Annotated in this window: 20 protein-coding genes; 10 read left to right on the top strand and 10 right to left on the bottom strand. The window is 60.1% G+C overall.

Annotated features, from left to right (window positions below; genetic code table 11):
* Positions 1–19: 19 nt before the first annotated feature.
* Positions 20–472: an Lrp/AsnC family transcriptional regulator gene (locus ACIQTS_RS00230; RefSeq protein WP_013349765.1), complete on the bottom strand. Its 453-nt coding sequence runs from the start codon at positions 470–472 to the stop codon at positions 20–22.
* A 226-nt stretch (positions 473–698) separates the two neighbouring features.
* Here ACIQTS_RS00230 and pdhA point away from each other — a divergent pair, with 226 nt between their 5' ends.
* From pdhA to ACIQTS_RS00250, 4 genes are all read left to right on the top strand, one after another.
* A complete protein-coding gene (gene pdhA / locus ACIQTS_RS00235) occupies positions 699–1,862 on the top strand; it encodes a pyruvate dehydrogenase (acetyl-transferring) E1 component subunit alpha (RefSeq protein WP_105656919.1) in 1,164 nt (387 codons plus the stop codon).
* Position 1,863: 1 nt separating this feature from the next.
* The gene (locus tag ACIQTS_RS00240; RefSeq protein ID WP_105656918.1) at positions 1,864–2,946 is read left to right on the top strand and encodes an alpha-ketoacid dehydrogenase subunit beta; all 1,083 of its coding nucleotides are present in this window, start codon (positions 1,864–1,866) and stop codon (positions 2,944–2,946) included.
* Positions 2,947–4,356 (top strand): dihydrolipoamide acetyltransferase family protein, encoded by a 1,410-nt coding sequence (locus ACIQTS_RS00245; protein WP_332489066.1) that lies wholly within the window; start codon positions 2,947–2,949, stop codon positions 4,354–4,356.
* A 234-nt stretch (positions 4,357–4,590) separates the two neighbouring features.
* A complete protein-coding gene (locus tag ACIQTS_RS00250) occupies positions 4,591–5,616 on the top strand; it encodes a hypothetical protein (protein ID WP_332498871.1) in 1,026 nt (341 codons plus the stop codon).
* A 25-nt stretch (positions 5,617–5,641) separates the two neighbouring features.
* Here ACIQTS_RS00250 and ACIQTS_RS00255 read toward each other — a convergent pair whose 3' ends face one another.
* Entirely contained in the window at positions 5,642–6,505 is an 864-nt protein-coding gene (locus ACIQTS_RS00255) for a phosphatase PAP2 family protein (protein WP_402470438.1), read from the bottom strand.
* 80 nt (positions 6,506–6,585) lie between these two features.
* On the opposite strand from ACIQTS_RS00255, the gene ACIQTS_RS00260 reads away from it, so the two are divergent.
* From ACIQTS_RS00260 to menD, 3 genes are all read left to right on the top strand, one after another.
* Positions 6,586–7,581, top strand: coding sequence for an o-succinylbenzoate synthase (locus tag ACIQTS_RS00260; RefSeq protein WP_402470440.1), 996 nt, complete (start codon positions 6,586–6,588; stop codon positions 7,579–7,581).
* A 125-nt stretch (positions 7,582–7,706) separates the two neighbouring features.
* Positions 7,707–9,830, top strand: a complete 2,124-nt coding sequence (locus tag ACIQTS_RS00265) for a PhoX family phosphatase (protein ID WP_332595038.1) — start codon at positions 7,707–7,709, stop codon at positions 9,828–9,830.
* Between the two features lie 155 nt (positions 9,831–9,985).
* Positions 9,986–11,677: a 2-succinyl-5-enolpyruvyl-6-hydroxy-3-cyclohexene-1-carboxylic-acid synthase gene (gene menD, locus ACIQTS_RS00270; RefSeq protein ID WP_402471205.1), complete on the top strand. Its 1,692-nt coding sequence runs from the start codon at positions 9,986–9,988 to the stop codon at positions 11,675–11,677.
* A gap of 71 nt (positions 11,678–11,748) precedes the next feature.
* On the opposite strand, the gene ACIQTS_RS00275 is transcribed toward menD, so the two are convergent.
* From ACIQTS_RS00275 to ACIQTS_RS00290, 4 genes are all read right to left on the bottom strand, one after another.
* Positions 11,749–12,531 carry an amino acid ABC transporter ATP-binding protein gene (locus ACIQTS_RS00275; protein WP_105656911.1) on the bottom strand — a complete coding sequence of 261 codons (783 nt, stop codon included), beginning with the start codon at positions 12,529–12,531 and terminating at the stop codon, positions 11,749–11,751.
* 13 nt (positions 12,532–12,544) lie between these two features.
* Positions 12,545–13,336, bottom strand: coding sequence for an amino acid ABC transporter permease (locus ACIQTS_RS00280; RefSeq protein ID WP_105656910.1), 792 nt, complete (start codon positions 13,334–13,336; stop codon positions 12,545–12,547).
* A 98-nt stretch (positions 13,337–13,434) separates the two neighbouring features.
* Positions 13,435–14,223, bottom strand: a complete 789-nt coding sequence (locus tag ACIQTS_RS00285) for a transporter substrate-binding domain-containing protein (protein WP_402470444.1) — start codon at positions 14,221–14,223, stop codon at positions 13,435–13,437.
* A 166-nt stretch (positions 14,224–14,389) separates the two neighbouring features.
* Positions 14,390–15,727, bottom strand: a complete 1,338-nt coding sequence (locus ACIQTS_RS00290) for an isochorismate synthase (protein ID WP_332503580.1) — start codon at positions 15,725–15,727, stop codon at positions 14,390–14,392.
* Positions 15,728–16,017: 290 nt separating this feature from the next.
* On the opposite strand from ACIQTS_RS00290, the gene ACIQTS_RS00295 reads away from it, so the two are divergent.
* Complete coding sequence (locus ACIQTS_RS00295) at positions 16,018–17,115, top strand: polyprenyl synthetase family protein (protein ID WP_332489060.1); 1,098 nt, start codon at positions 16,018–16,020, stop codon at positions 17,113–17,115.
* Positions 17,116–17,198: 83 nt separating this feature from the next.
* Here the strand turns inward: ACIQTS_RS00295 and ACIQTS_RS00300 are convergent, their stop codons facing one another.
* The 4 genes from ACIQTS_RS00300 to ACIQTS_RS00315 form a co-directional block, all read right to left on the bottom strand.
* Positions 17,199–17,369, bottom strand: coding sequence for a hypothetical protein (locus tag ACIQTS_RS00300; RefSeq protein ID WP_332728445.1), 171 nt, complete (start codon positions 17,367–17,369; stop codon positions 17,199–17,201).
* A gap of 183 nt (positions 17,370–17,552) precedes the next feature.
* The gene (locus ACIQTS_RS00305; protein ID WP_332730741.1) at positions 17,553–18,065 is read right to left on the bottom strand and encodes an HIT family protein; all 513 of its coding nucleotides are present in this window, start codon (positions 18,063–18,065) and stop codon (positions 17,553–17,555) included.
* Positions 18,065–18,499 (bottom strand): hypothetical protein, encoded by a 435-nt coding sequence (locus ACIQTS_RS00310; protein ID WP_105656905.1) that lies wholly within the window; start codon positions 18,497–18,499, stop codon positions 18,065–18,067. The genes ACIQTS_RS00305 and ACIQTS_RS00310 overlap by 1 nt, the downstream gene beginning before the upstream one ends.
* Positions 18,500–18,517: 18 nt before the next feature.
* Positions 18,518–19,921: a PucR family transcriptional regulator gene (locus ACIQTS_RS00315; RefSeq protein ID WP_402470448.1), complete on the bottom strand. Its 1,404-nt coding sequence runs from the start codon at positions 19,919–19,921 to the stop codon at positions 18,518–18,520.
* A 114-nt stretch (positions 19,922–20,035) separates the two neighbouring features.
* Between ACIQTS_RS00315 and ACIQTS_RS00320 the strand changes: the two genes are divergently transcribed.
* Positions 20,036–21,643 carry a sodium-dependent transporter gene (locus ACIQTS_RS00320; protein ID WP_402470450.1) on the top strand — a complete coding sequence of 536 codons (1,608 nt, stop codon included), beginning with the start codon at positions 20,036–20,038 and terminating at the stop codon, positions 21,641–21,643.
* A 2-nt stretch (positions 21,644–21,645) separates the two neighbouring features.
* On the top strand, positions 21,646–21,789 hold the full coding sequence (locus ACIQTS_RS00325; RefSeq protein ID WP_105656902.1) for a methionine/alanine import family NSS transporter small subunit: 144 nt from the start codon (positions 21,646–21,648) through the stop codon (positions 21,787–21,789).
* Positions 21,790–21,874: the final 85 nt, after the last annotated feature.

Consider the following 21,874-nt stretch of genomic DNA (forward strand, 5'->3'; position numbering starts at 1 on the left):
TCTTCTGGTGAACTGCTGCCTATCGGGTGTCGGTGTCTTCGAAGATCAGCAGGGTCTGCGTATCCAGGACCGTTGGCAAAGACTGCAATTGCTCGAAGACCACGCGGCGCAGATCCAGATTGTCCTTGGCTCGCACCAGCAGGATCACATCGAAATTGCCTCCGACCAGGCCCACATGATGCACCTCGGGAATGGACGCCAAGTGATCGCGCAGTTCGCGCCAGGAATGCTGGCGGAGTTTCAAGGTCACGTAGGCGCTGGCCTTGAGTCCTGCCTTCACCGGATCAATCACCGCCGTATAACGAGTGATCACCCCGGCATCTTGGAGCTTTGCGATACGGGAATAGGCGTGGGCACGCGATACATGCACCTTTTGTGCCACGGTGGTGACCGACTGGCGCCCGTCGCTGGTTAGCTCAGCGAGGATCGCATGGTCGACATCATCGAGTTTTAACTCCGCTTCCGCGGCCATTGGTACTCCTTGTTGACGTGTCGGACGTCTCTGTTCCAAACACAATCTATCGAAACTTTTCGTCTACGAGTATAAGGATACCAATCGCAACTTTCCACGATTCCACGCCGGACTGGATACAGAATGCCACGCATACCCATAATTGATTGCAAATGATGTTTAGGTGAAGTGAGTCACAAGCAGTTGTGCTCATGGACCGAGCCAGAACCACGAAAGGTGGGAGAACATGAGCACTGAAGCGCATGCAGATCGCATCTCTGATGTCAGCAAGAAGTTCGGGATTACCCCCGAAGACTACATGCTGCCAGCACGCCACATGATCAACCTGTTGAACCCGGACGGAACCCTGCGCCCAGAGGACCAACAGGGTACTGAACCTGGCCACGAGTACCCGCTGCCAAGCCCGGCCCGGCTGCTGGAAGCCTATGCGGCCCTGGTCACCGGCCGCCGCGTCAACGACCAGAACTCCGCACTGGTCCGCCAGGGCCGCATGGCTGTCTACCCCTCCAGCCACGGGCAGGAAGCCTGCCAAATCGCAGCAGCCCTGTGCCTGGGCGAGAACGACTGGCTTTTCCCAACCTACCGCGACACGGTAGCGGTGCTGACCAAGGGCGTAGCCCCGATGGAAGTCATGACCAGCTTCCGCGGCGAATGGCACTGCGGCTACGACCCGAAGGCGTATAACTGCGCACCGATGTCCACCCCGCTCACGACCCAGCTGCTGCACGCAGTGGGTGTCGCCCACGCTGCCAAGCTGCGCGGCGAAGACACCGTAGTGGTGGCCATGTGCGGCGATGGCGCCACCAGCGAGGGCGACTTCCACGAAGCGCTGAACTTCGCCGCGGTCTTCAACCTTCCGGTGATCTTCTTCGTGCAGAACAACAAGTACGCCATCTCGGTTCCGCTCTCGCAGCAAAGTGCCGCCCCGTCCCTGGCCCACAAGGCTGTTGGCTACGGCATGGCCGGCGAGCGCGTGGATGGCAACGACCTGATGGCCTTGATGGCAATCATGACCCGAGCGGTGCGCATGGCCCGCGAAGGCAACGGCCCGCTGCTGATCGAGGCCCACACTTACCGCATGCAGGCGCACACCAACGCAGATGACGACAAGCGCTACCGCGAGGACTCCGAAGTCCAGGAATGGATCGCCAAGGATCCGGTGACCCGCATGAAGGCGTACCTGGACGATGCCGGGCTCTTGACCGATAGCACCGTCGCCAAGATCACCGCAGACGCCGAGTCGGTCGCCAAGACCTTGCGTGATGGCATGAACCAGGAAGCCAACACCGATCCACGTGAGCTGTTCGAGCACGTGTACTCGGCCAAGACCCCGCAGCTGGCTGAACAGCAAGCCATGCTCGTCGACGAACTAGACCGTGAGGAGGCCTAGGATGACTGCCACTACTTCGCGCTTGAACCCGAACGTCAGCGCTGCCACCGCACGAGCCGCAGCCAAGGCCGCCAATGAGCACCAGCCGGTGACCTTCGGCAAGGCGCTGAATACCGCCTTGGCTGATTCGCTGGTTGCCGACAACTCGGTAGTGATTTTCGGCGAGGATGTGGGAACCCTTGGCGGCGTTTTCCGCATCACCGACGGGCTGACCGCACGCTTTGGTTCCGAACGCTGCTTTGACACCCCGCTGGCCGAATCCGGCATTGTCGGCATGGCCGTGGGCATGGCCATCAACGGCATGCGCCCGGTTATCGAGATGCAGTTCGATGCATTCGCCTACCCGGCGTTCGAGCAGATCGCTTCGCATGTCGCCAAGATGCGCAACCGAACCCAGGGCAAGCTGAACCTGCCGATGGTCATCCGCATACCGTACGCCGGCGGCGTGGGCGGCGTGGAGCACCACTGCGATTCCTCGGAAGCCTACTACGCCCACACTCCAGGGCTGAAGGTCTTCACGCCCTCGTGCGTAGAGGATGCCTACCTGATGCTGCGCGAAGCCATCGATTCGGATGATCCGGTGGTCTTCTTCGAGCCGAAGAAGCTGTACTGGTCCAAGGAGCAGGTGGACTTGGCGCAGCTGGCCGAGCAGTACGAGGCCAAGAAGAGCGCTAGGACCGAGGGCCAGGCGCGCATCGCCCGTCCGGGCAGCGATGCCACGCTGATTACCTATGGTCCAAGCGTTTCCACCGCATTGGAAGCTGCCAAGTTGGCAGCCGAGGAAGGTATCAGCCTGGAAGTTCTCGACATCCGGAGCATTGTGCCCTTCGATGACGAGACCGTCTGCGCATCGGTGCGCAAGACCGGACGCGCTATCGTGGTTGCCGAAGCCCAGGGCTTCGCCTCGGTAGCCAGTGAAATCGTGGCCCGGGTGCAGGAGCGCTGCTTCCACTCGTTGGCCGCTCCAGTGCTTCGCGTGACCGGATTCGACATTCCATACCCGGCCCCAACGCTGGAAAAGTTCCATCTTCCAAGCGCCGAACGCATTCTCGACGCGGTTGACCAGCTTCAGTGGGAGGCGTAAATGAGCATCAAGACTTTTCTCTTGCCAGACCTTGGCGAAGGCCTGACCGAAGCCGAGCTGGTGCGCTGGATGGTTGCCGCCGGTGACGTTGTCGCAGTTGACCAGCCCATAGCGGAGGTGGAAACCGCGAAGTCGCTGGTGGAGATCCCTTGCCCGTTTGAAGGCGTAGTGTCGACCCTGCATGGGGACGCTGGCCAGATGATGCTGGTGGATGAGCCTTTCATCTCCGTGAACACCGGTGGCGAAGAAGCTGAAGCGCCTGAAGCCGAACGTGCGCAGTCCTACCGCGAGGAAGAGCGTGCTGGCACCCAGGCTCCTGCCGAAGAATCAGCAGAAGCCGATGAGGGTAGCGGCAATGTGCTCATTGGCTACGGCACTTCCTCTGCCCAGCGCAAGACCAGCCGTCGGCGCAAGCCGCGCGGCGGGGTAGCCGCGCCAGCGGCACAGGCACCGGCCGAAGCGGCCCGCGTGATCAACCCGCTGGTACGCAAACTGGCGCGGGATAACGCCTTGGATATCAGAACGGTTCGAGGCTCTGGTCCAGAAGGGCTGATTCTGCGCACCGACGTGGAAGCTGCCTTGTCGGCTGATGCGGGGCTGCCTGCAGCTGCGGCGGCCGCTGCCCCGGCAGCACCGACCCCGGCTTCCGCAGCCGCGGTGCCCGCTGCACCAGCCCAGGCTGGCGGGGCGGATTCGAAGACCGGCCTGCCGGTCGCATCTTCCCAGGTGCTCTCGGGCGTGCGCAAGACCATCGCCACCGCGATGAGCACTTCGCGCCGCGAGATCCCCGAGGCTACCGTGTGGGTGGATGTCGATGTCACCAAGCTGCTGAAGCTGCGATCGAAGATCAAGGAAGCCGAAGGCCAAGCTCCAAGCGTCATGGCACTGATCTCCCGTTTCGCGGTGGCCGGCTTGCGGCGCTTCCCTGAACTGAACAGCCGCATTGAGGCTGAAGCTGATGGGGGCTTGCGCCATACCCTCTTCGAGGGCGTGAACCTCGGGTTCGCAGCCCAGACCGATCGCGGCCTGGTTGTGCCAAATGTGCGCAACGCCCACAAGCTGAACGCCAAGGAACTGTCAGCCGAGTTCGCTCGACTGGCTACGGTGGCCCGCGAGGGCAAGGCCGGTGTCGCCGACCTGTCCGGCAGCACCTTCACCATCAACAACTACGGCGTGTTCGATGTTGATGGCTCCGCGGCCATCATCAACTATCCGGAAGCGGCCATTCTGGGGCTGGGGCGCATCATCGAGAAGCCGTGGGTGGTCAATGGCAAGATCAAGGTCCGTTCCATCTGCGAGATGACACTGAGCTTTGACCACCGGGTCTGCGATGGCGGAACCGCTGCCGGCTTCATGCGCTATGTTGCCGACGCGATGACGGATCCAAAGACTGCGCTGGCTTCGCTCTAGCGCCTACTGTGCGCAGTGCTCGCTCTCAAGAGTGATCTTGATGCCCGTCGAACCTCACGAGGATTGACGGGCATCACCCTTTTTGCTGATATTTCATCTATGTTCGATCATTTATCAGCATGTCAAATATAGGTTGCTAGAATCGAACCAATTATTATTTCTATGCTGGAAATATGTTGGGTTGCTTTCCAGCCGCTTATGACGCGGGCTAGGCAGCAGGAACAGGGGATTGAGATGTCAACAGCGGGGACCGGAATCAAGAACCGGCCATTCATCTACCTGCTGCTCCTGCTACCGACGGCCATTGTGCTGGGCGCCTACGCCCTGCTCGCCGGCAAACTGCCGGAAATGACCGCCACTCACTGGAGTTCGACCTATCCGGACGGGTTTACCCGCACCGCGGTGTTTGTTCCCGTCTGCATCGGGCTATGCATTCTTGGTGCCATCACCGGAGTGATTTCCTTGGCGCTGCGCAGCAAACCGGCACTGTTCATGGTGCTGCTCTTCGCCGGCGGGTTGCTCTCCTGGAGTGCAGCTGGCGTATTCGTCGGCTCGGCGGTGCCTACAGCGCTCGCCGAGACACCTGAAACCGCAGTGCTGGGCGGCATGATGGTTGTGCTGATTGCCTGCTCGCTGCTGGGCATTGCGCCACTGTGGGTCAGCGGCATCTACCAGCAATACACCAGGCAATCCGTTGAGGCCCGCCAGGCACGAAGTGATGCAGCGCAGGGCATCCAGCGGCCTGTTGCGGCGGGGACACCAGTCATGGCACGGCAAGAATTCAATCAAACGATGGCAGCACCGTGGTGGATGCGGCTGCTATGCCTGGTGGTGTTCGCGGCGCTTTTCATTGCTGTTGCGTTGCCGCTGCTGACCGGTGACAGCCAAGATGGCGACTGGGTGGGCTTCATCGTTGCCATGACCCTGTCGGCCGTGGCGTGCGTATCGATTCTGGGTTTGATCTGGATTCGGGTATCGATCAGCGGTGATCGCTTCCGGGTATCATCAGCGGTCTTGGGGTTCCCGATGCGAACCATCAAAATCGACGAAATTGAATCTGCGACCAGCGAAAAGATCGTTCCCATGATGTGGGGAGGCTGGGGCTGGCGAATCATTCCAGGCGGTTCGGCCATCGTGATGAAAGAACACGAAGGCCTCGTTTTCGAACTCAAGAACAAGAAGCGTTTCGCCGTGACCATCCCGGAATCGCAGCAAGCCGCAGACCTGCTCAATGCCCGCATGGCCTGCGGTAAACAGTAGCGAACAACGTTTCTGGGCCTGCGCCCTACTTATTGAAGGTGCGCATGGGCCCGATAACCACCGAGCGCAGCACCAAGCCGGATACCAGCGAAGCGGCCACGACATGGATGATCCCCAATGCCGCGTAGACCAATTGCAGGAACTCCGGGATCTTCTGGATATGCGGGTGCGGCAGGAGGAACGAGAGCCCGATTACCGCAGCCCAGACAACCAGGCTGCCGGCCCCAACTTTCCTCGACCAGGTGCCCTTTGGCAGTTCATGGCTCAGCGGCTGGATGCGTTGGAGCACTACCGAGGCCAAGACCATCCAGAATCCGGCCACCACGAAACCAGCTGCAATGTCACTTGGACGGTGCCAACCGCAGATCAAAGTGGCCACCCCGGTCACCGTCGCGAACAACCACGCGATCGGCTGGACTACCGGACGCAGTTTCGGTGGTGAAACCAGGTACATCAGTCCCATTGCGGCGGCAGCGGCGGTGGTGTGTCCTGACGGAAAAGAATTTCCTGTGGTGCCGAAGTTGAAATCCGGGCGAGACAAGATCTCGTGCTTGAGCAATTGCGTGCTGCCCGCTGCGGCTGCGGCCGCGATGACCGCCACGATGGCCCGCAGGAAGCGCCGGTCGCGAATCACGCGATACAGCAGGAAAACTGCCGCAATGATGCCGCAGATTGCCGGCAAGAGATTCAGGAATTCACGGATCGGATTAATCAGGTCCGTCCGGGGCCACCATTGCGACCACGCTATGAATCCAGCCTGATCGGCCCATTGCCCCACACGCTGCTGGACGAAAAATAAGTATTCGAGGCAGAACAGCGAAATCAGCAACAGCAGAGCCCACCACCACCTGATATGGTGCGGGCGCGCGGATGCTGGATTGCGAGGCATATCTCTAGGGTGTCATATCCGGCACGGGGAACGGCACAGTTCAGGCATGTAACTATGCCCACCCTCGATAGGCTTAGAGCATGAGTGTTGAACTTCCGCCCCTTGAAGATCTGCTGGCAAATTCCCATGTTGTCCGGTTGCCGATGCGTGTGAAATTCCGTGGTGTCACCCAGCGTGAAGCGCTGCTGATCAACGGGCCGGAAGGTTGGGGCGAGTTCTCTGCATTTACCGAGTACGGACCGGCCGAAGCCTCACGGTGGCTAGCCGCCGGAATCGAGGCCGCTTACCAGCCGTTCCCGGAACCGTTGCGCACCAGCATTCCGGTCAACGCCACCTTGCCTGCAGTTGCGGTCAAAGATGTCGGAGCGGTTCTCGAACGCTATGACGCGCCGCACACCATCAAGATCAAAGTGGCAGAAAAAGGCCAGGGGATTGAGCAGGACCTGGCGCGTGTAGCTGAGGCCCGTCGACTCTACCCGCAAGCAGCGCTGCGCGTGGACGCGAATATGGGATGGGATATTGCCCAGGCGGTCCCGGCCTTGAAGGCCCTGAGCGAGTACGACCTGCAATACGCGGAGCAACCAGTGCCTGGCATTACCGGGCTGGCAGAAGTCCGCGAGCAACTGCGCAACGCCGGCAACCCCTTGAAGATCGCCGCTGATGAAGCGGTGCGGAAGCACACCGACCCCTTGGAAGTCTCGCGGTTGGGCGCAGCAGATCTAATGGTCATCAAGGCCCAACCGCTGGGCGGCATCGGTGCGGTGCTGCAAATTGCCAAGCAAGCCGAACTGGATGTTGTCGTGTCCAGCGCCCTGGATACTTCGGTAGGGCTGGCCCAAGCCGCCGCCTTAGCCAGCGCGCTGCCAGAACTGCCCTATGCCTGCGGCCTTGCGACGGGCACCTTGTTCGCCGAAGACGTATGTGCCGAGCCGTTGCTGGCCACCGCTGGGTACTTGCCGGTGCGTCGCATTGAGCCGGATCACCAGAATTTGGATGGCTTGCGTCCGCAAGAGGCGCGCGTGCGCTGGTGGCTGCAACGCCTGGAGTCCTGTTATGCCGAGCTGACTAGGGGATAACCCCAGGCAAGAATCTATTTCCCCGGCGTTAACCTTTGCGTTGCATTTAGAACACTTCCAAGTGAAAACCTCAGTTCGAGTCATTCCCCTGACAATGAGCCACATACTGAGGAAGTGAGCGGATCATGAATCCAACCCGTACCCTTTTGCCAATGCTGGGCCACACCCGCGGCGGTCGTTCTGCAGCTACTTGCCACTTCAAGTGCGCCGACGCCTGCACCAAGCCAGATTGCAACACTTCGTCCAACGGCTACTTCAAGGACATTGCCGACAAATCGCTCTCCCGCCGCAGCATGCTGGGCCTGGGAGCCGTCGGTGCTTCAGCGCTGGTCATCGGCCCGCAGCTTTTCGGTGCAGCCGACGCTACCGCGGCACCACTGGTGCCAATGAAGCCGGGCAAGGGCGGGCACCTTTCATTCGATGCCATTGAGCCGGTGTCGCGTTCGGTGGATACTGTTTCCGTTCCCGAGGGCTACGACTGGAATGCCATCATCCGCTGGGGCGACCCGCTCTTCAAGAACACCGCGGAATTCGATGCTTCCAAGCAGTCCGCCCGCAAGCAGGCTGAGCAGTTCGGCTACAACTGCGACTACCTGGACATCATTGTCGACAAGTACTCGGGACGCACCGGCGTGCTGGTTGCCAACCACGAATACACCAATGAAGACATGATGTTCGACTCGGCTTGGTTCGAAGCGAACCAGGAAGAAGCCCGCAAGATCGCGATGAACGCGCATGGCTTCTCCGTGGTCGAGGTCAAGCGCAAGAAGAATGACAAGAAGTGGAGCTACGTGCAGGGCGGCGAACGCAACCGCCGCATCACCGCCAGTACTGAATTCCGGGTCGATGGCCCAGCCGCAGGCAGCGACCTGCTCAAGACCGCCGCAGATCCAACCGGTACCAAGGTTCTTGGCACCTTGAACAACTGCGCCGGAGGCACCACCCCATGGGGCACCGTACTCTCCGGTGAAGAAAACTTCGACCAGTACTTCCGCGGCAAGGGCACCGCCGAGGAATCCCGCTACGGCATTGGCGCCGCCGCGACCGGCCGTGGCTGGGAAGAAAGCGACCCGCGCTTCGGCCTGCACAACGAAGGCTTCGAAAACGAAGCCAACCGTTTCGGCTGGGTAGTCGAAATCGATCCGCAGGACCCTTCGTCCACCCCGGTCAAGCACACCAACCTGGGCCGTTTCAAGCACGAGGGCGCCAACGTTCGCATTGCCAAGAACGGCAAGGCTGTTGCCTACTCCGGCGATGACTCGCGCTTCGAGTACCTGTACAAGTTCGTCTCGAAAAACACTTTCTCCAAGCACGATCGCAAGCACAATATGGGCTTGCTCTCCGAAGGCGACCTGTACGTTGCCAAGTTCGCCGGCAACTCTCCAGCAAGCGAGATCGACGGCAGCGGCGCAGTTCCGTCTGATGGTGCTTTCGACGGCATGGGAACCTGGCTGCCACTGGTGAAGAACGGCGAATCCAAGGTGGAGGGCATGGGCATCGACGAGGTGCTGGTCTACACCCGCCAAGCAGCTGACAAGGTCGGCGCCACCAAGCTGGACCGTCCCGAAGACGTAGAGCCAAGCCCGGTATCCGGCAAGGTCTACGTGGCACTGACCAACAACACCGACCGCGGCAAGGACGGCAAGGAAGGCGCAACCGAGGTCAGCCCACGGGTACGCAACCGCGACGGCCACGTTCTGGAAATCACCGAAGCCGGCAACGACGCCACCGCCGCGAAGTTCACCTGGAACATCTTGCTGGTTGCCGGCGATCCAAATGTGAACGGATCGACCTACTTCTCCGGCTACCCAACGGACAAGGTCTCGCCGATTTCCTGCCCGGATAACCTGGCATTCGATTCCAAGGGCAACCTGTGGATCTCCACCGACGGCGCCCCTGGCACCATCGGCTACTCCGATGCACTGCACAAGGTCACCCTGACCGGCAAGGATCGCGGCCGCGTCGAGCAGTTCCTGGCCGTGCCAACCGGCGCAGAGACCTGCGGCCCGCTGATCCATGACAAGGACAACTCGGTCTTCGTCGCGGTGCAGCACCCGGGTGAAGGCGGCAGTTTTGCCAGCCCTACCTCGCTGTTCCCGGACTTCGTGAAGAACGCAGGAGGAGCCGGCAAGGGCGAGTTCTACGGCCCGCGCCCATCGGTCGTCCAGGTCTTCAAGCAGGATACGAAACCGGGCAATGGCAACGGCAAGGGCAAGGGACACGACAAGGGCAAGGGTCACGACAAATAAGTCGGACTAGCCTGCAGTGCAAGGGCGTCGGCAGGATCCTCTCCGGGATCCGGCCGGCGCCCTTTGCCGTTCCAAGTCGGTTGACCGGCAGGTCAAGGCATAGACTTGGATCATTGCCTTCAGCTTTGGAATCTAAGGAGTCACGCGGCGTGGGAATGCAGCAACCTGGCGAGCAACGCGCCATCACTACAGCTCGCCATGTGCTCTCCGCCCTGATCAGTGCCGGGATCAGGGATCTGGTGATTTCTCCCGGCTCGCGCAGCGCACCCTTGGCCTATGCTGCAGCCGAGGCAGAAGCCGCGGGGATCCTGGATATCCATGTGCGCATCGACGAACGCTCCGCGGCCTTCATGGCACTGGGCCTCGCCCAAAGCACCATGCGGCCGGTCGCCCTCGCCGCCACCAGCGGCTCGGCCATCGGGCAAATGCTGCCGGCAGTAATGGAAGCCAACCACACCGCGACACCACTTCTGGTCCTTTCTGCCGACCGTCCCGATGAACTGCACGGCACCGGAGCCAGCCAGAGCACGCGCCAGAAAACCCTCTTTGGCGAGCACGTTCGCCTGGCCGCCAATGTCCCCGCTGGGACCGATCCGCAACACGAGGTCCAACGCGCATTACTGGCCTTGGCCGGTGACCAGCACACTGCCGCAGGTCCGGTCCAATTGAATCTGCAGTTCCGGGATCCGCTCACCCCCGCACAGGACGAGAGGATCGAGAGCCAAAGCTGGACGGCAGTTGAGCCGGGGCAGTGGCAGGCACACGACCAGCTGGACAGGGCGAGCTTGCCGGTCCAGCAGCTGGAGCCACGCCGGAGCGTTGTCATCGCCGGGCATGGCGCCGGAGAAGAGGCGCAACGTTTCGCCCAGGCTTTGGGGCTGCCATTATTTGCCGAACCATCTTCTAACGCACGCTTCTCGGCCAATGCCATCGGCCACTATCGTCCGCTGATAGCGGTGGGCCTGGACCGCATTGAACGCGTGGTGCTCTTTGGCCGTCCGACGTTGAGCCGCCCGGTGGGCCAGCTCCTGGCCAACCCGGCGATCGAATCGGTGATTTGGCAGCCTGCGCCAGTGGCCTGGTATCAAGCGGGACGGCGACGCGAGACACCGGTCAGCTCGTGGAGCGAATTGCGGGAGTTCGCCGGAACCGGTGCAAAGGGGTGGCTGGAAGCGTGGCAGCAGCTTGATGCCCAAGCTTTGGAAGTACGGCAACGCCTGAGCCGCGAATCGCTGATTAACGGGGTAGATGTTGCCGAAGCTATTTGGGATCACGCGCCGGAAGTCCTGCTGCTGGGCTCATCCAACATCGTTCGCGACTTCGACCTGGCGGCCCGACCAGCACCCGAACCAACTATGACCGTGCATGCCAACCGCGGTCTTGCCGGAATCGATGGGACCATTGCCACCGCCCTAGGCCTGGCCCGGGGAAGCAAAAAGCGGACGCTTGCGGTGATGGGAGATATTACCTTCGCCCATGACGCCAGCTCGCTGTCCTGGACCCCCGGCGAAGAGCAGCCAATGGTGGATATCGTGGTCTACAACGACGGGGGAGGAGCAATCTTCTCCACCCTGGAGCATGGTGCCGTGGATGCCTCAGGCCGGTACGCCAATGCGGTGGAACGGTTCTTTGCCACACCGCAGCAGCTGAGCCTGCCTGCGCTCGCCGAAGCTTATGGCTGGCAGTACGCCAGGGCCGCAAGCAAGGAAGAGCTCAGCGCCGTCTTGACTTCAACGCAGCCGGCGAACCTGCGCCTGATTGAAGTGCCTGCATCGCGGAGCAGCCTGCGCGCTGAGAATCTTGAATCAAATCAACAGATCGGGCAGCTAGCCTGGCCAGAGCTGTAGGGAAAAAAGAAATTCCCCTGCGTCGACCATCGGCAACGATGGGCAACGCAGGGGAATTTTTGCAGTTGAACTCAGATATCCACGTGCGTGGGATCGAGCACGCGACGCAGGAAGTCCTGGGTACGTGGCTGCTGCGGATTGCCAATGACATCCACGGCCTTGCCTTCTTCCACCACGACGCCACCGTCCATGAAGAACACGCGGTCAGCAACTTCCTTGGCGAAAGCCATCTCGTGGGTGACCACCAGCATGGTCATACCCGCTTGGGCCAGATTCTTCATAATGGACAGGACCTCGCCCACGGTCTCCGGATCCAATGCACTGGTTGGCTCATCGAAGAGCATCAGCGTTGGTTCCATGGATAGCGCTCGGGCAATGGCCACGCGCTGCTGCTGGCCACCGGAAAGCTGGTCAGGGTAGCGATCGCCGAAGTCGCCCAGGCCTACACGCTCCAGATTGCGCAACGCGACCTTCTGGGCTTCGGCCTTCTTGCGCTTGAGCACCTTGATGGGGGATATCGTGCAGTTCTCCAGCACGGTCAGGTGCGGGAACAGGTTGAACTGCTGGAAGACCATGCCTACCTGCTGGCGCATCTTGTCCAGGTTCACATCGGGATCGGTGACGTTGAAGCCACCGACCATAATGGTTCCTCCGTTTGGCTGCTCCAGCAAATTCACGCAACGCAGCAGGGTGGACTTGCCTGAACCGGAGGGGCCGATCAGGCAGACAACCTCGCCCGGAGCAACATTCAAGTCAATGCCCTTGAGCACTTCGTTGCTACCGTAGGACTTGCGCAGTCCGGTGATTTCCACGCCCGAAGCATGGACTGAAAGTTCATTGGTGTCAGTCGACATTTTCAAGTCCTATCTATCGCTTGGTCTTGGCGGCGCGGGATTCAAACTTGCGGGCCACCAAGCTCAGCGGGATGGTGATCACCAAGTAGAACAGGCCGGCGACAACCAGCGGGGTGATGCCGGCATCGATTTGCGAGATGCCGTCACGGCCAAACTTGGTCATTTCGTACTGGGCCATCGACGCACCGAGGATGAATGCCAACGAGGTGTCCTTGGTCAGCAAGATGATTTCGTTGGTCATGGGCGGCAATACGATCTTGAACGCCTGCGGAATCACGATGGTGACCATGGCACGCCACGCTGGCATGCCCAACGAACGTGCAGCTTCGGTCTGTCCCTTTGGCACCGCCTGCAGGCCTGCACGCAGGGTTTCCGCGATGTAGGCGGCGGAGACCAGGCCCAAGGCGCACATGACATTGACCGGCTGCGGCCACTGGGTTCCGAACGCCTGAGGCAAGCCGAAGCCGAAGGCCAATAGGACCAGGATGGCTGGAATACCGCGGAAGAATTCGATAAATGCGGTGGCGAACCAGCGATAGGGCGCGAAGGACGCCATTTTCATCAGGGCCAGAAGCAGACCCAGGATGAGGCCGAAGGCGAAGGAGATGATCGTGTAGAAGATCGTGTTCTTCAGACCGACCAAGATCATGCCAGGGAACATCGGTCCCAATTTGTCGAAGGAGAAGAAGGCATAAATGGCCTTGTTCCAATCAACGGCCAAGACCAGTGCGATGATCGCGATGATGAAGATGGCGATTTGAATGGTCTTGCTCATGCGGGCGCGCTGACGTGTAGTCATTGCCATGCTTGATTACCTCTCATAAAGGAAGCGGAAGCTGGACTGCCAACCTGTGGGTGCAGTCCATGCCCCCGCTTGCCTTGGAATCAGTTGATGCTCGAGAATTACTTCTCGCCGAACCACTTCACAGTCAGTTCTTCCATGGTTCCTGCATCGGCCAGCCGCTTGAGGGTGCCATTGACCAGTTCCAAGGTCTTTGGCTGCTCCTGTGGAACCGCAATGCCCAGCTGCTCGCCGGTCTTGAAGTCGGCCACGACGCTGAAGCCGTCCTTATCCTTGATCGCGTAGCCCAAGACCGACTGGTTGCCCAGCAATGCATCCACCTGGCCAGCCAGAAGTGCCTGGGTTTGCAAACCGGCATCCTCGAAGCCAACGATGTTGCTCAAGCCCTGTTCCTTGGCGTACTTCTCGCCGGTGGTGGCCTGCTGGACGCCGACCTTCTTGTCCTTGGCGGATTCAAGATCCTTGATTTCAGAACCGTCAGCCGAAATCAGCACCAGATCGTCATCCATATAAGGGGTGGAGAAGCCCATCTTGGCCGAACGCTCTTCGGTGATCGATACCGAGGAGATCGCGATATCGCACTGGGTGCTGAACAGACCGGATTCGATGGAGTCGAAGCTGGCATCGATGACGTTCAGATCCAGTTCTGCATCCTTGGCAATCTCGGCAGCGATATCCATATCGAAGCCGACGTTCTTGCCGTCCTTGACGAACTCGAATGGTTCGTAAGGAATGTCTGAGCAAATGGTGAGTTTGCCTTCGTTGAGCGGGAAGGAACCAGCTTCGGCTTCACCTTCGGAACTGGAGCCGGAACCGCAGGCGGTGAGAGCCAGCAGTGCAACGGACGTGACGGCAACAGCGGAGGCGAACTTCTTCTTGAGACTACGCATAGGATCAGAACCTACTTTCGGGTTATGCGAGTGGATCAGTGCGTAGCCACAATCATAACCGGGGCAACACTAGGCTGAGATTCACCTCACACATGTCGCGTCGAGACTAAGGATTATTTATGCTCAGTACGATCCTAGCGGCCTTGATCCGCTGCGCAGCCTGCGCCTACTCGGCTCCGAGGGCTTGGCGCATGGGGCGCATCTTCGCCCATGATTCGGCTAGTTCATCCTCGGGCACCGAGCCCGGAACAATGCCGCAACCCGCGTACAGGCGCATCAGCTTTTCGTCTTCCAGGATTCCGCCACGCAGCGCGATGCCGAATTCGCCATCGCCACGGCTGTCAACCCAGCCCACGGGGCCGGCATACGGTCCGCGGTCCATGCCTTCCAGCTCGCGCAAGAGCACGCCAGCCTTCTTGGTCGGCGTGCCGCACACGGCAGCGGTCGGATGGAAAATCTCGGCAACATCCAGTGCGGTAGGCAGAACGCCGGCGGCATCGGCGCGCAACTGGGCGCGTACGTCGCTGGCCAAATGCCAAACATTGGGAAGCTGCAGAATAAAAGGTTCTTCCGGCGCGCTCATGCCGTGCGAAATGGGATTCAAGGAAGCCGTGAGCGAATCTATGGCCAGCTGGTGCTCGTTGCGCTGCTTCGGATCTTCAAAGAGGTTGCGGTGCGCGAAACCGGGGTCCTCAGCGCCAGCGGCCGCGCGGTCCAGCGTGCCAGCTAATACGCGGGCCTCGGCCAAGCCGTCGGTAACGCGCACCAGCATCTCCGGGGTAGCGCCTACCAGGCCGTCCACTGAATAGGTCCAGCAATTGCCATAGTGCTCGGTCAGCGCATCGACCACGCGGGCAAGATTAATCGGGGTGGAACTATGTGCCAACACATCGCGGGCCAGCACCAGCTTGGAAATTCCGCGTTCCTCGAAACGGCCCAGCGCCTGATCCACGGCATCAAGATAGGAACCGGCGGTCAGCTGCCCGCTGGTCAGTTCAATGCTGCCCGGTTCGCTCGCAGGCAACGACGCATCGGCCATCGCGGCTTCGGCGCGGGCCAAGGCCTGCTGGTAGGTCAGCCCGTCGAGTTCCTCTGCGCTGCCGGTGATGGTAATCCAGGACTTTTCCTCATCGCGTCCGATCATCAGCTGCGGGATCACCATGCGCGATTCGAAGACGCTGGTGAAGGAGAACGCAAAAGAACCGAAGGACACCAGGCCGCTGCCGGGGCGGGCGATCGGGTCAATGATCTGTGCCTGTTCGATGACCTGTGCAAGCCAGGCGCGGGCACGTGCAAAGCGCTCTTCGCCGTGGGTGTGCAAGCGGGCCGCGGTGCCAAAGCCAACCAGACCGTGGCCGTTGCGGGTCCAGACCATGCTTCGGTGACGCAATGAGTCGGCAACTAGTGTTTCGGGGGCATCAAGGTATTCAAAGGTGATGCTGGTGAGAACAGGAGCCGACGGCTGATGAGCACTGGCGCTAAGAACGGGCGAATCTGCAGACATGATAAGGCTAAGCCTACCGCGCAATGCCGGGGGAAAAAGCTTGCGGGTGTCCGTGGTCACCCCTGTGAGATCGGCCGGGTCTGGTGAGAAGTGCCGGGGGAACCCGGTAAACTCTAAATCGACCTCCTAGGTCGCTGGTACCAGACCGGTATGCCCGGTCTGGCCATGCCAGCAATGTGCAGTGGAAAGCATCGGCTAGAGTGAAGAGATGTTTGCGTGCATCTTGCAGGCAGATTGCCTTCGCATACCGCGATGGCCAACCCGATGAAAGATAAGTAAGCCGTAGAACAGTGACTGATTCGAAGAGCAACTGGACCGCAGCCGGACACGACGTGTCCGACTCGATTGAGCTGAATCCTGAAACCGCTGCATTAGCTGCGGCCATCAATCTTCCCTCGGGCTTCGCTTTGCTGGCCGAGGACCCGGACTTCGGTCCGGCTATTTCCATCGGCATGGCAAAGGTGGAGAAGCTGCTGCGCGACGCGCTGGCCAACTCCGACCCCTTGATCGACGCATCCAGCCGCCACCTCGTTGAGGCCGGAGGCAAGCGAGTGCGTCCCCTGCTGGTGCTGCTGACTTCCCTGCTGGGCGACGGCGTGAATGACGATGTCATCAAGGCCGCTGCCGTAGTGGAACTCACCCACCTGGCAACCCTGTACCACGATGACGTCATGGACTCTGCTCCAATGCGCCGCGGTGCACCAACAGCTCACGAGGTGTGGGGTAACTCGGTGGCGATTCTCGCCGGCGACCTGATCTTCGCCCGTGCATCGGTCTTCGGATCCGAGCTGGGCCCAGAAGCAGTCATGTGGCAGTCGCGCACCTTCGAGCGCTTGTGCCTCGGACAGCTGCATGAATCCATCGGCCCGCGCGAGGGCGACGATGCCATCGAGCACCACATCCAGGTAATCAGCGACAAGACCGCGTCGCTGCTCTCCACCTCCGGAGCCTTCGGCGCCCGTTTCGGTGGCGCCCCGCAGTACATTGAGGTACTGCGCGAGTATGGCGAAAAGGTTGGCGTTGCCTTCCAGGTCGCCGATGACGTGATCGACTTGGCATCCACGGAAGCCGACTCAGGCAAGACTCCGGGCACCGATTTGCGTGAAGGCGTGCCGACCCTGCCAATTCTGCTGCTGCGCCAGGCAGCAGCCGAGGGCGACGCGCAAGCGCAGCAGGCTGTCGAACTGGTTGATGCGGACCTGGCCACCGATGAAGCACTGGCGGCCGCTGTGGAAGCTGTCACCTCGCACCAGGCAATCCATGATGCATGGAAGGCCGCACGCCAGTGGGCCGATGACGCGATTGCCGTCTTGGCTCCACTGCCCGAGGGCACCGTGAAGCAGGCGCTGATTTCCTTCGCGGATGCGGTTGTTACCCGCGAAGCCTAGGCAAGCTCGAACAAGCAAAACCCCGGAAGACTGCAAAGGTCTTCCGGGGTTCTGTTTTGCCCGCGGCTGCTGCCAGATCCCTGCTAGAGCTGGTCGTTGCAGTTCTGCCCGTCGTCGGTTGACGCTTTACTCCCAGGAGGATTCTTGCTGGCGGTAAAGAATCTGACGGCGAGAATGACCAGGCCAATGGCCACGAGGGCCGGGATGATGTAGAAAATAATCAGTTCGTAGGTATTCGGGACCAGGGGATTCATGTCTTCATCTTATGAAGGTCCTGACAGATGCAGTACCACCTCAGTGATGATATTCCTGTAAACCGGGAGCATAGCCCTAGTGCTGAGCGGAAAATGCCTGAGGTCTCCCATAAGTGGCAAGCAGGCCCCGGCAACGAATTCTCGTTCCCGGGGCCCGCGCGCGCCAGCGTCATGCCCTCGTGCTTATCGGACGATGTTGTCCGGGACCAGCGGCTGCGGATGCTCGGGGGAAAAGAGCGCTTGGCGCAGCTGCTGCGCTTTGCCGGCCCGATCCTGGATCGATACCCGGTGGCGCAGCTGCCGATAGAGCTCGTCATCGGCGTAGCGCGGGAAAACGTGCTGATGGTAATGCCAAACATGCTGATTGCCCGCAGGCTCATTATGCTGCCGAGTGCTCGTGCCTTCGGGATTCCAGGCGAGCTTCATCGCCAAGGCAACGCGCTTGGTCTCCCGCATGATCGCGGCGCCGGTCTGCTCGTCCAGATCGTAGAGCGCTTCCAGATGCGCGGTCGGAATGATCATCACGTGCCCGCCGTAATTGCCGAACCCATCACAAGCCATGATTGCTGCCACCAGATCTGTCTGGTAGATCAGATCCGTGGGCGCGCACAAGTTGTCCTGGCTGAAAGGCTGGTCGTTGACCAGCTCGCAGAAGGGACACTGGTAGTTGGCTGGTTCATGGGAACGGTGGAGCACTAGTCCTCCAATTCGGCGGCCAGCTCTTCAAACACCCAGGTGTACATGTCCAGGGTGAATTCGCTGAAGGTGCCTTCCTCGCTGGTCCATTTTCCCTTGGCATTGCTGCGGCGGTAGACGATTGGATCCGGAACATCGAGCTGGGATGCCTTGAAGCCCCACACGAACTTCTCTTCCTCATCTTCCAGGAACAGGAGGTAGCCGTCTTCGATTTCCAGTTCTTCAGGGTCGAAGAAGTAGTGGTAGGCCTCCATGAAATCCTCATTGTTGCCCAGAGCACGATAGAACTCTTCAAGGACAAATGGAATTGAAACCTCGGACTGCGCCAGCCCTTCGCGCAATTCTTCGGCGCTCAAGCCATCGGCTTCGTTCCACTGGTCTTCCAAGTACTTGGGAACCAGGGAACAGAACTTCTCTAGAAACATGTCTGCCATGTCTTTATCCTATCGAGATTAGCCCAGCTCAAGGGCACTCAACGCGATCCAGAGCTGGACTCGGTCGCTAGTCACATTAGGGTCGTAGCCAGAAAGATCGGAAATCTGCTGGATCCGGTAGCGCACCGTATTGCGGTGCAGGCCCAAGGACTCGGCCACTGCCCCCACCGAGCCATCGCGGTTGAGGTATTCACGCAAGGTCAGCAATAGGTCAGAATCGTGGGAGGCGTCGAATTCCTGCAACGGTCCCAGGGCTTCGATGGCCAAATCCTGCAGCGGAACATCGTGGGCGGCGAGCAAGAGCGAGGTGAGAGAAAGCTTGGTGGGTTCGTTGACCCGCTCTCCGTGGCGCAGGGACTCCAGGGCCTCGAAGTAGCTCCAGCGGATGCCGGTGGTATTCGGGTAGCGCCCGCCGTAGCCCACCCGAGCCGGAAGGCCGGCCGCGAGCAGATACTCATCGAGGTGCTTGATGGACAGCTGCAGCTTGCTGTGCGCGACAATGATCGCCAAGCGGCCATCTATGATGGCTGAGACCTGCGAGGACAGATCTGCGGGCAGTGGCAGAGTTTGCAAACGCTCGACCTGTGATGGAGCCTGCACCAGGATGACCGAGTGCTCACGCTGGGTATTCAAGCCAAGTGCCCCAAGGCGGCCAGCGGCATCGGCGCCAACCAGGGCGCCAGTGGCGAGGTCCTCGAGCACCTGGCCGTTGGCATGGCGCTGCGAGGCGCGCAGGCGGGATTTATTGGCCAGTTCCAGCCCGATCAGCGACTGCGCGTAATCGACTACTGGATGGTGGACATAGGGTTCTGCAATATGCAGGGTGCACTTATCACGCAGGCCCGTGGCCACTGGGCGCTCATTCCAGGAACGTGCAGGGTCATAGTCCCCGCTGATCACTTCGCCGTGCAGAGTCAGCGCTACCTGGTTGCCGAGCATTCGCTCGAGTTCCTCGAGCATGCTGTCCAGATCCGAGGAAAGCAGTGTCTGGGCCAGCTTCTGGTGGGATTTCAGCAGACTTTCAACACGCTTGAGGTGGTCGGAATTCAGCGCTTCGGCGATCAGCCGGGTAATTGCGGCAAAGGGTATCTGATAGGGCACCTCGAAGACAGGAAGCCCTACTTCGCGGGCGGCTTCAACGGTCGCTTGCGGTACTGAAGCGTGTTCCAGACCTGTACCGAAACCCAAAGCGACGGCATCGTTGGCCGCAAGGACTTTGACGAACTGCCGCTGTGCGGCTTTTGTCTTCTGGCGCACGCCGGTGGTCAACACAATTTCTCGCCCGGTCAGGAACTGCGACGGGTCAAGCAGCTCGGTCACCGCGCCCCAGGTGATGACCATGCCATCGCGGTGGGTGTGTTCAGTCAGCGGTCGAAGATCGAGCTCGTCATGTTCCAGAAGACCGCGTAAACTAATTGCCATATAGCCATTCTAGAGGGATGGCGAAAAGTTCCCGATTTAGCAATATGCTCAAAATGTGGACACGCGACCCCTAGAAATGACCACAATGTGAAAGTTTTGCAGTAGCTTAGACACATGAGCACTCCATCTTCATCACAGGGCGCTCCACTCGCAACCGAGAAGCGTGAGACTTTCAGCTCCCGAAAGTTGTTCATCCTTTCAGCGATTGGTTCGGCCGTTGGTCTGGGAAACATCTGGCGTTTCCCTTACGTCGCCTACGAAAACGGTGGCGGCGCATTCTTGATCCCATACCTGGTCGCAATTCTCTGCGCCGGTATTCCGTTGCTGTTCCTCGACTACTCCATCGGCCACCGCTACCGCGGCTCTGCTCCGCTGGCGTACCGCCGGGCCAACCGCAAGGCCGAGGTCCTGGGCTGGTGGCAGGTACTGATCTGCTTCATCATCGCCATCTACTACGCGGCCATCATTGCGTGGGCGGCCATGTACTGCTGGTTCTCCATCACCAAGGCTTGGGACAAGAACGCCGCCGGCGCCGCCGGGTTCTTCATGAACGACTTCCTCAAGGTCTCGGAAAACGTCAACGTCGGCTTCGACTTCGTCGGCAACATCTTCATCCCGATGTTCTTCGTTTGGCTGGTGACCATCGTGATCATGGTCGCCGGTGTGAACAAGGGTATTTCCCGGGCAAACGCCGTCTTCATGCCGCTGCTTATCGTCATGTTCCTGATTCTGGTAGTCCAGTCGGTCTTCCTGCCGGGAGCTATCGATGGCCTGAACGCATTCTTCACCCCTGACTTCGCGGCACTGTCAAACCCTGCGGTGTGGGCTGCGGCCTTCGGGCACATCTTCTTCTCGCTGTCCGTGGCTTTCGGCATCATGGTGACGTACTCGTCGTACATGAAGCGCAAGAGCGATCTGACCGGTTCGGGCTACGTTGTTGCCTTTGCCAACTCCAGCTTCGAACTGCTTGCAGGTATCGGCGTGTTCGCGGCACTTGGCTTCATGGCCTACAACGCCGGCAGCTCTGTGGACGAAGTTGCCACCTCCGGCATCGGCCTGGCCTTCATTGCCTTCCCGACCATCGTTTCCGAGGCGCCCCTGGGCGCGCTAATCGGTGTGCTGTTCTTCGGTTCGCTGGTCTTCGCTGGCCTGACATCGCTGATTTCCATCCTTGAAGTTATCGTGGCAGCTTTCCAGGACAAGCTGGGCTGGAAGCGTGTTCCGGCGACCCTGGTCGTGGGAATTCCTGTGGCCCTGGTCTCGCTGGTGCTGTTCCCGACCACCACGGGCCTGTATCTGCTGGACACCATGGACGCTTTCGTGAACCAATTCGGCATCCTGGCCTGTGCTTTGGTCATGGTGATCGTCTTCGGTGCAGGCCTGGGTATGCTGCCTAAGCTGGCCAAGCACCTGAACCGCCACAGTTCCATCAAGCTGGGTACCGGTTGGAAGGTCCTGGTTGGCGGCATCGGCCCAGCAGCTTTGGGCTACATGCTGATCAATGAAATCCAGAGCAAGATGGCTGAGTCCTACAGCGGTTACCCGGTTTGGTTCAACGGTGTCTTCGGTTGGGGCATGGCTGGAGCGCTGATTGTTGGCGCAGTCCTGCTGTCGCTGGTTCCATGGAGCAAGAACTCGAAGATCGATGATCCCGAATTCGACCAGCATCGTGCGAATGTCGAGGCAGAAGAAGTTCCTGAAGCGTCCGGAAAGGAATACTAGCCATGAGCGCTATCGCGATTGTCTTCATGATTATTTCCATGCTCACCATCTGGGGCGGCCTGGCGATCTCGTTGATTAGCCTGAACCGCCACCCTGAAAAGCACGACGACGATGTGATCGAGCCAGCTGGCTCGGCAGGCAACTAGAACCTGCAAGCAGCATCTGGATCGAAGGCCTCTTCGTTTCAAGCCCCGGCTTGGAATGAAGAGGCCTTTTCCTGTGCAAATGCAC

This window comes from Glutamicibacter sp. NPDC090743 (genome assembly GCF_044769125.1).
Classification (GTDB): domain Bacteria; phylum Actinomycetota; class Actinomycetes; order Actinomycetales; family Micrococcaceae; genus Glutamicibacter.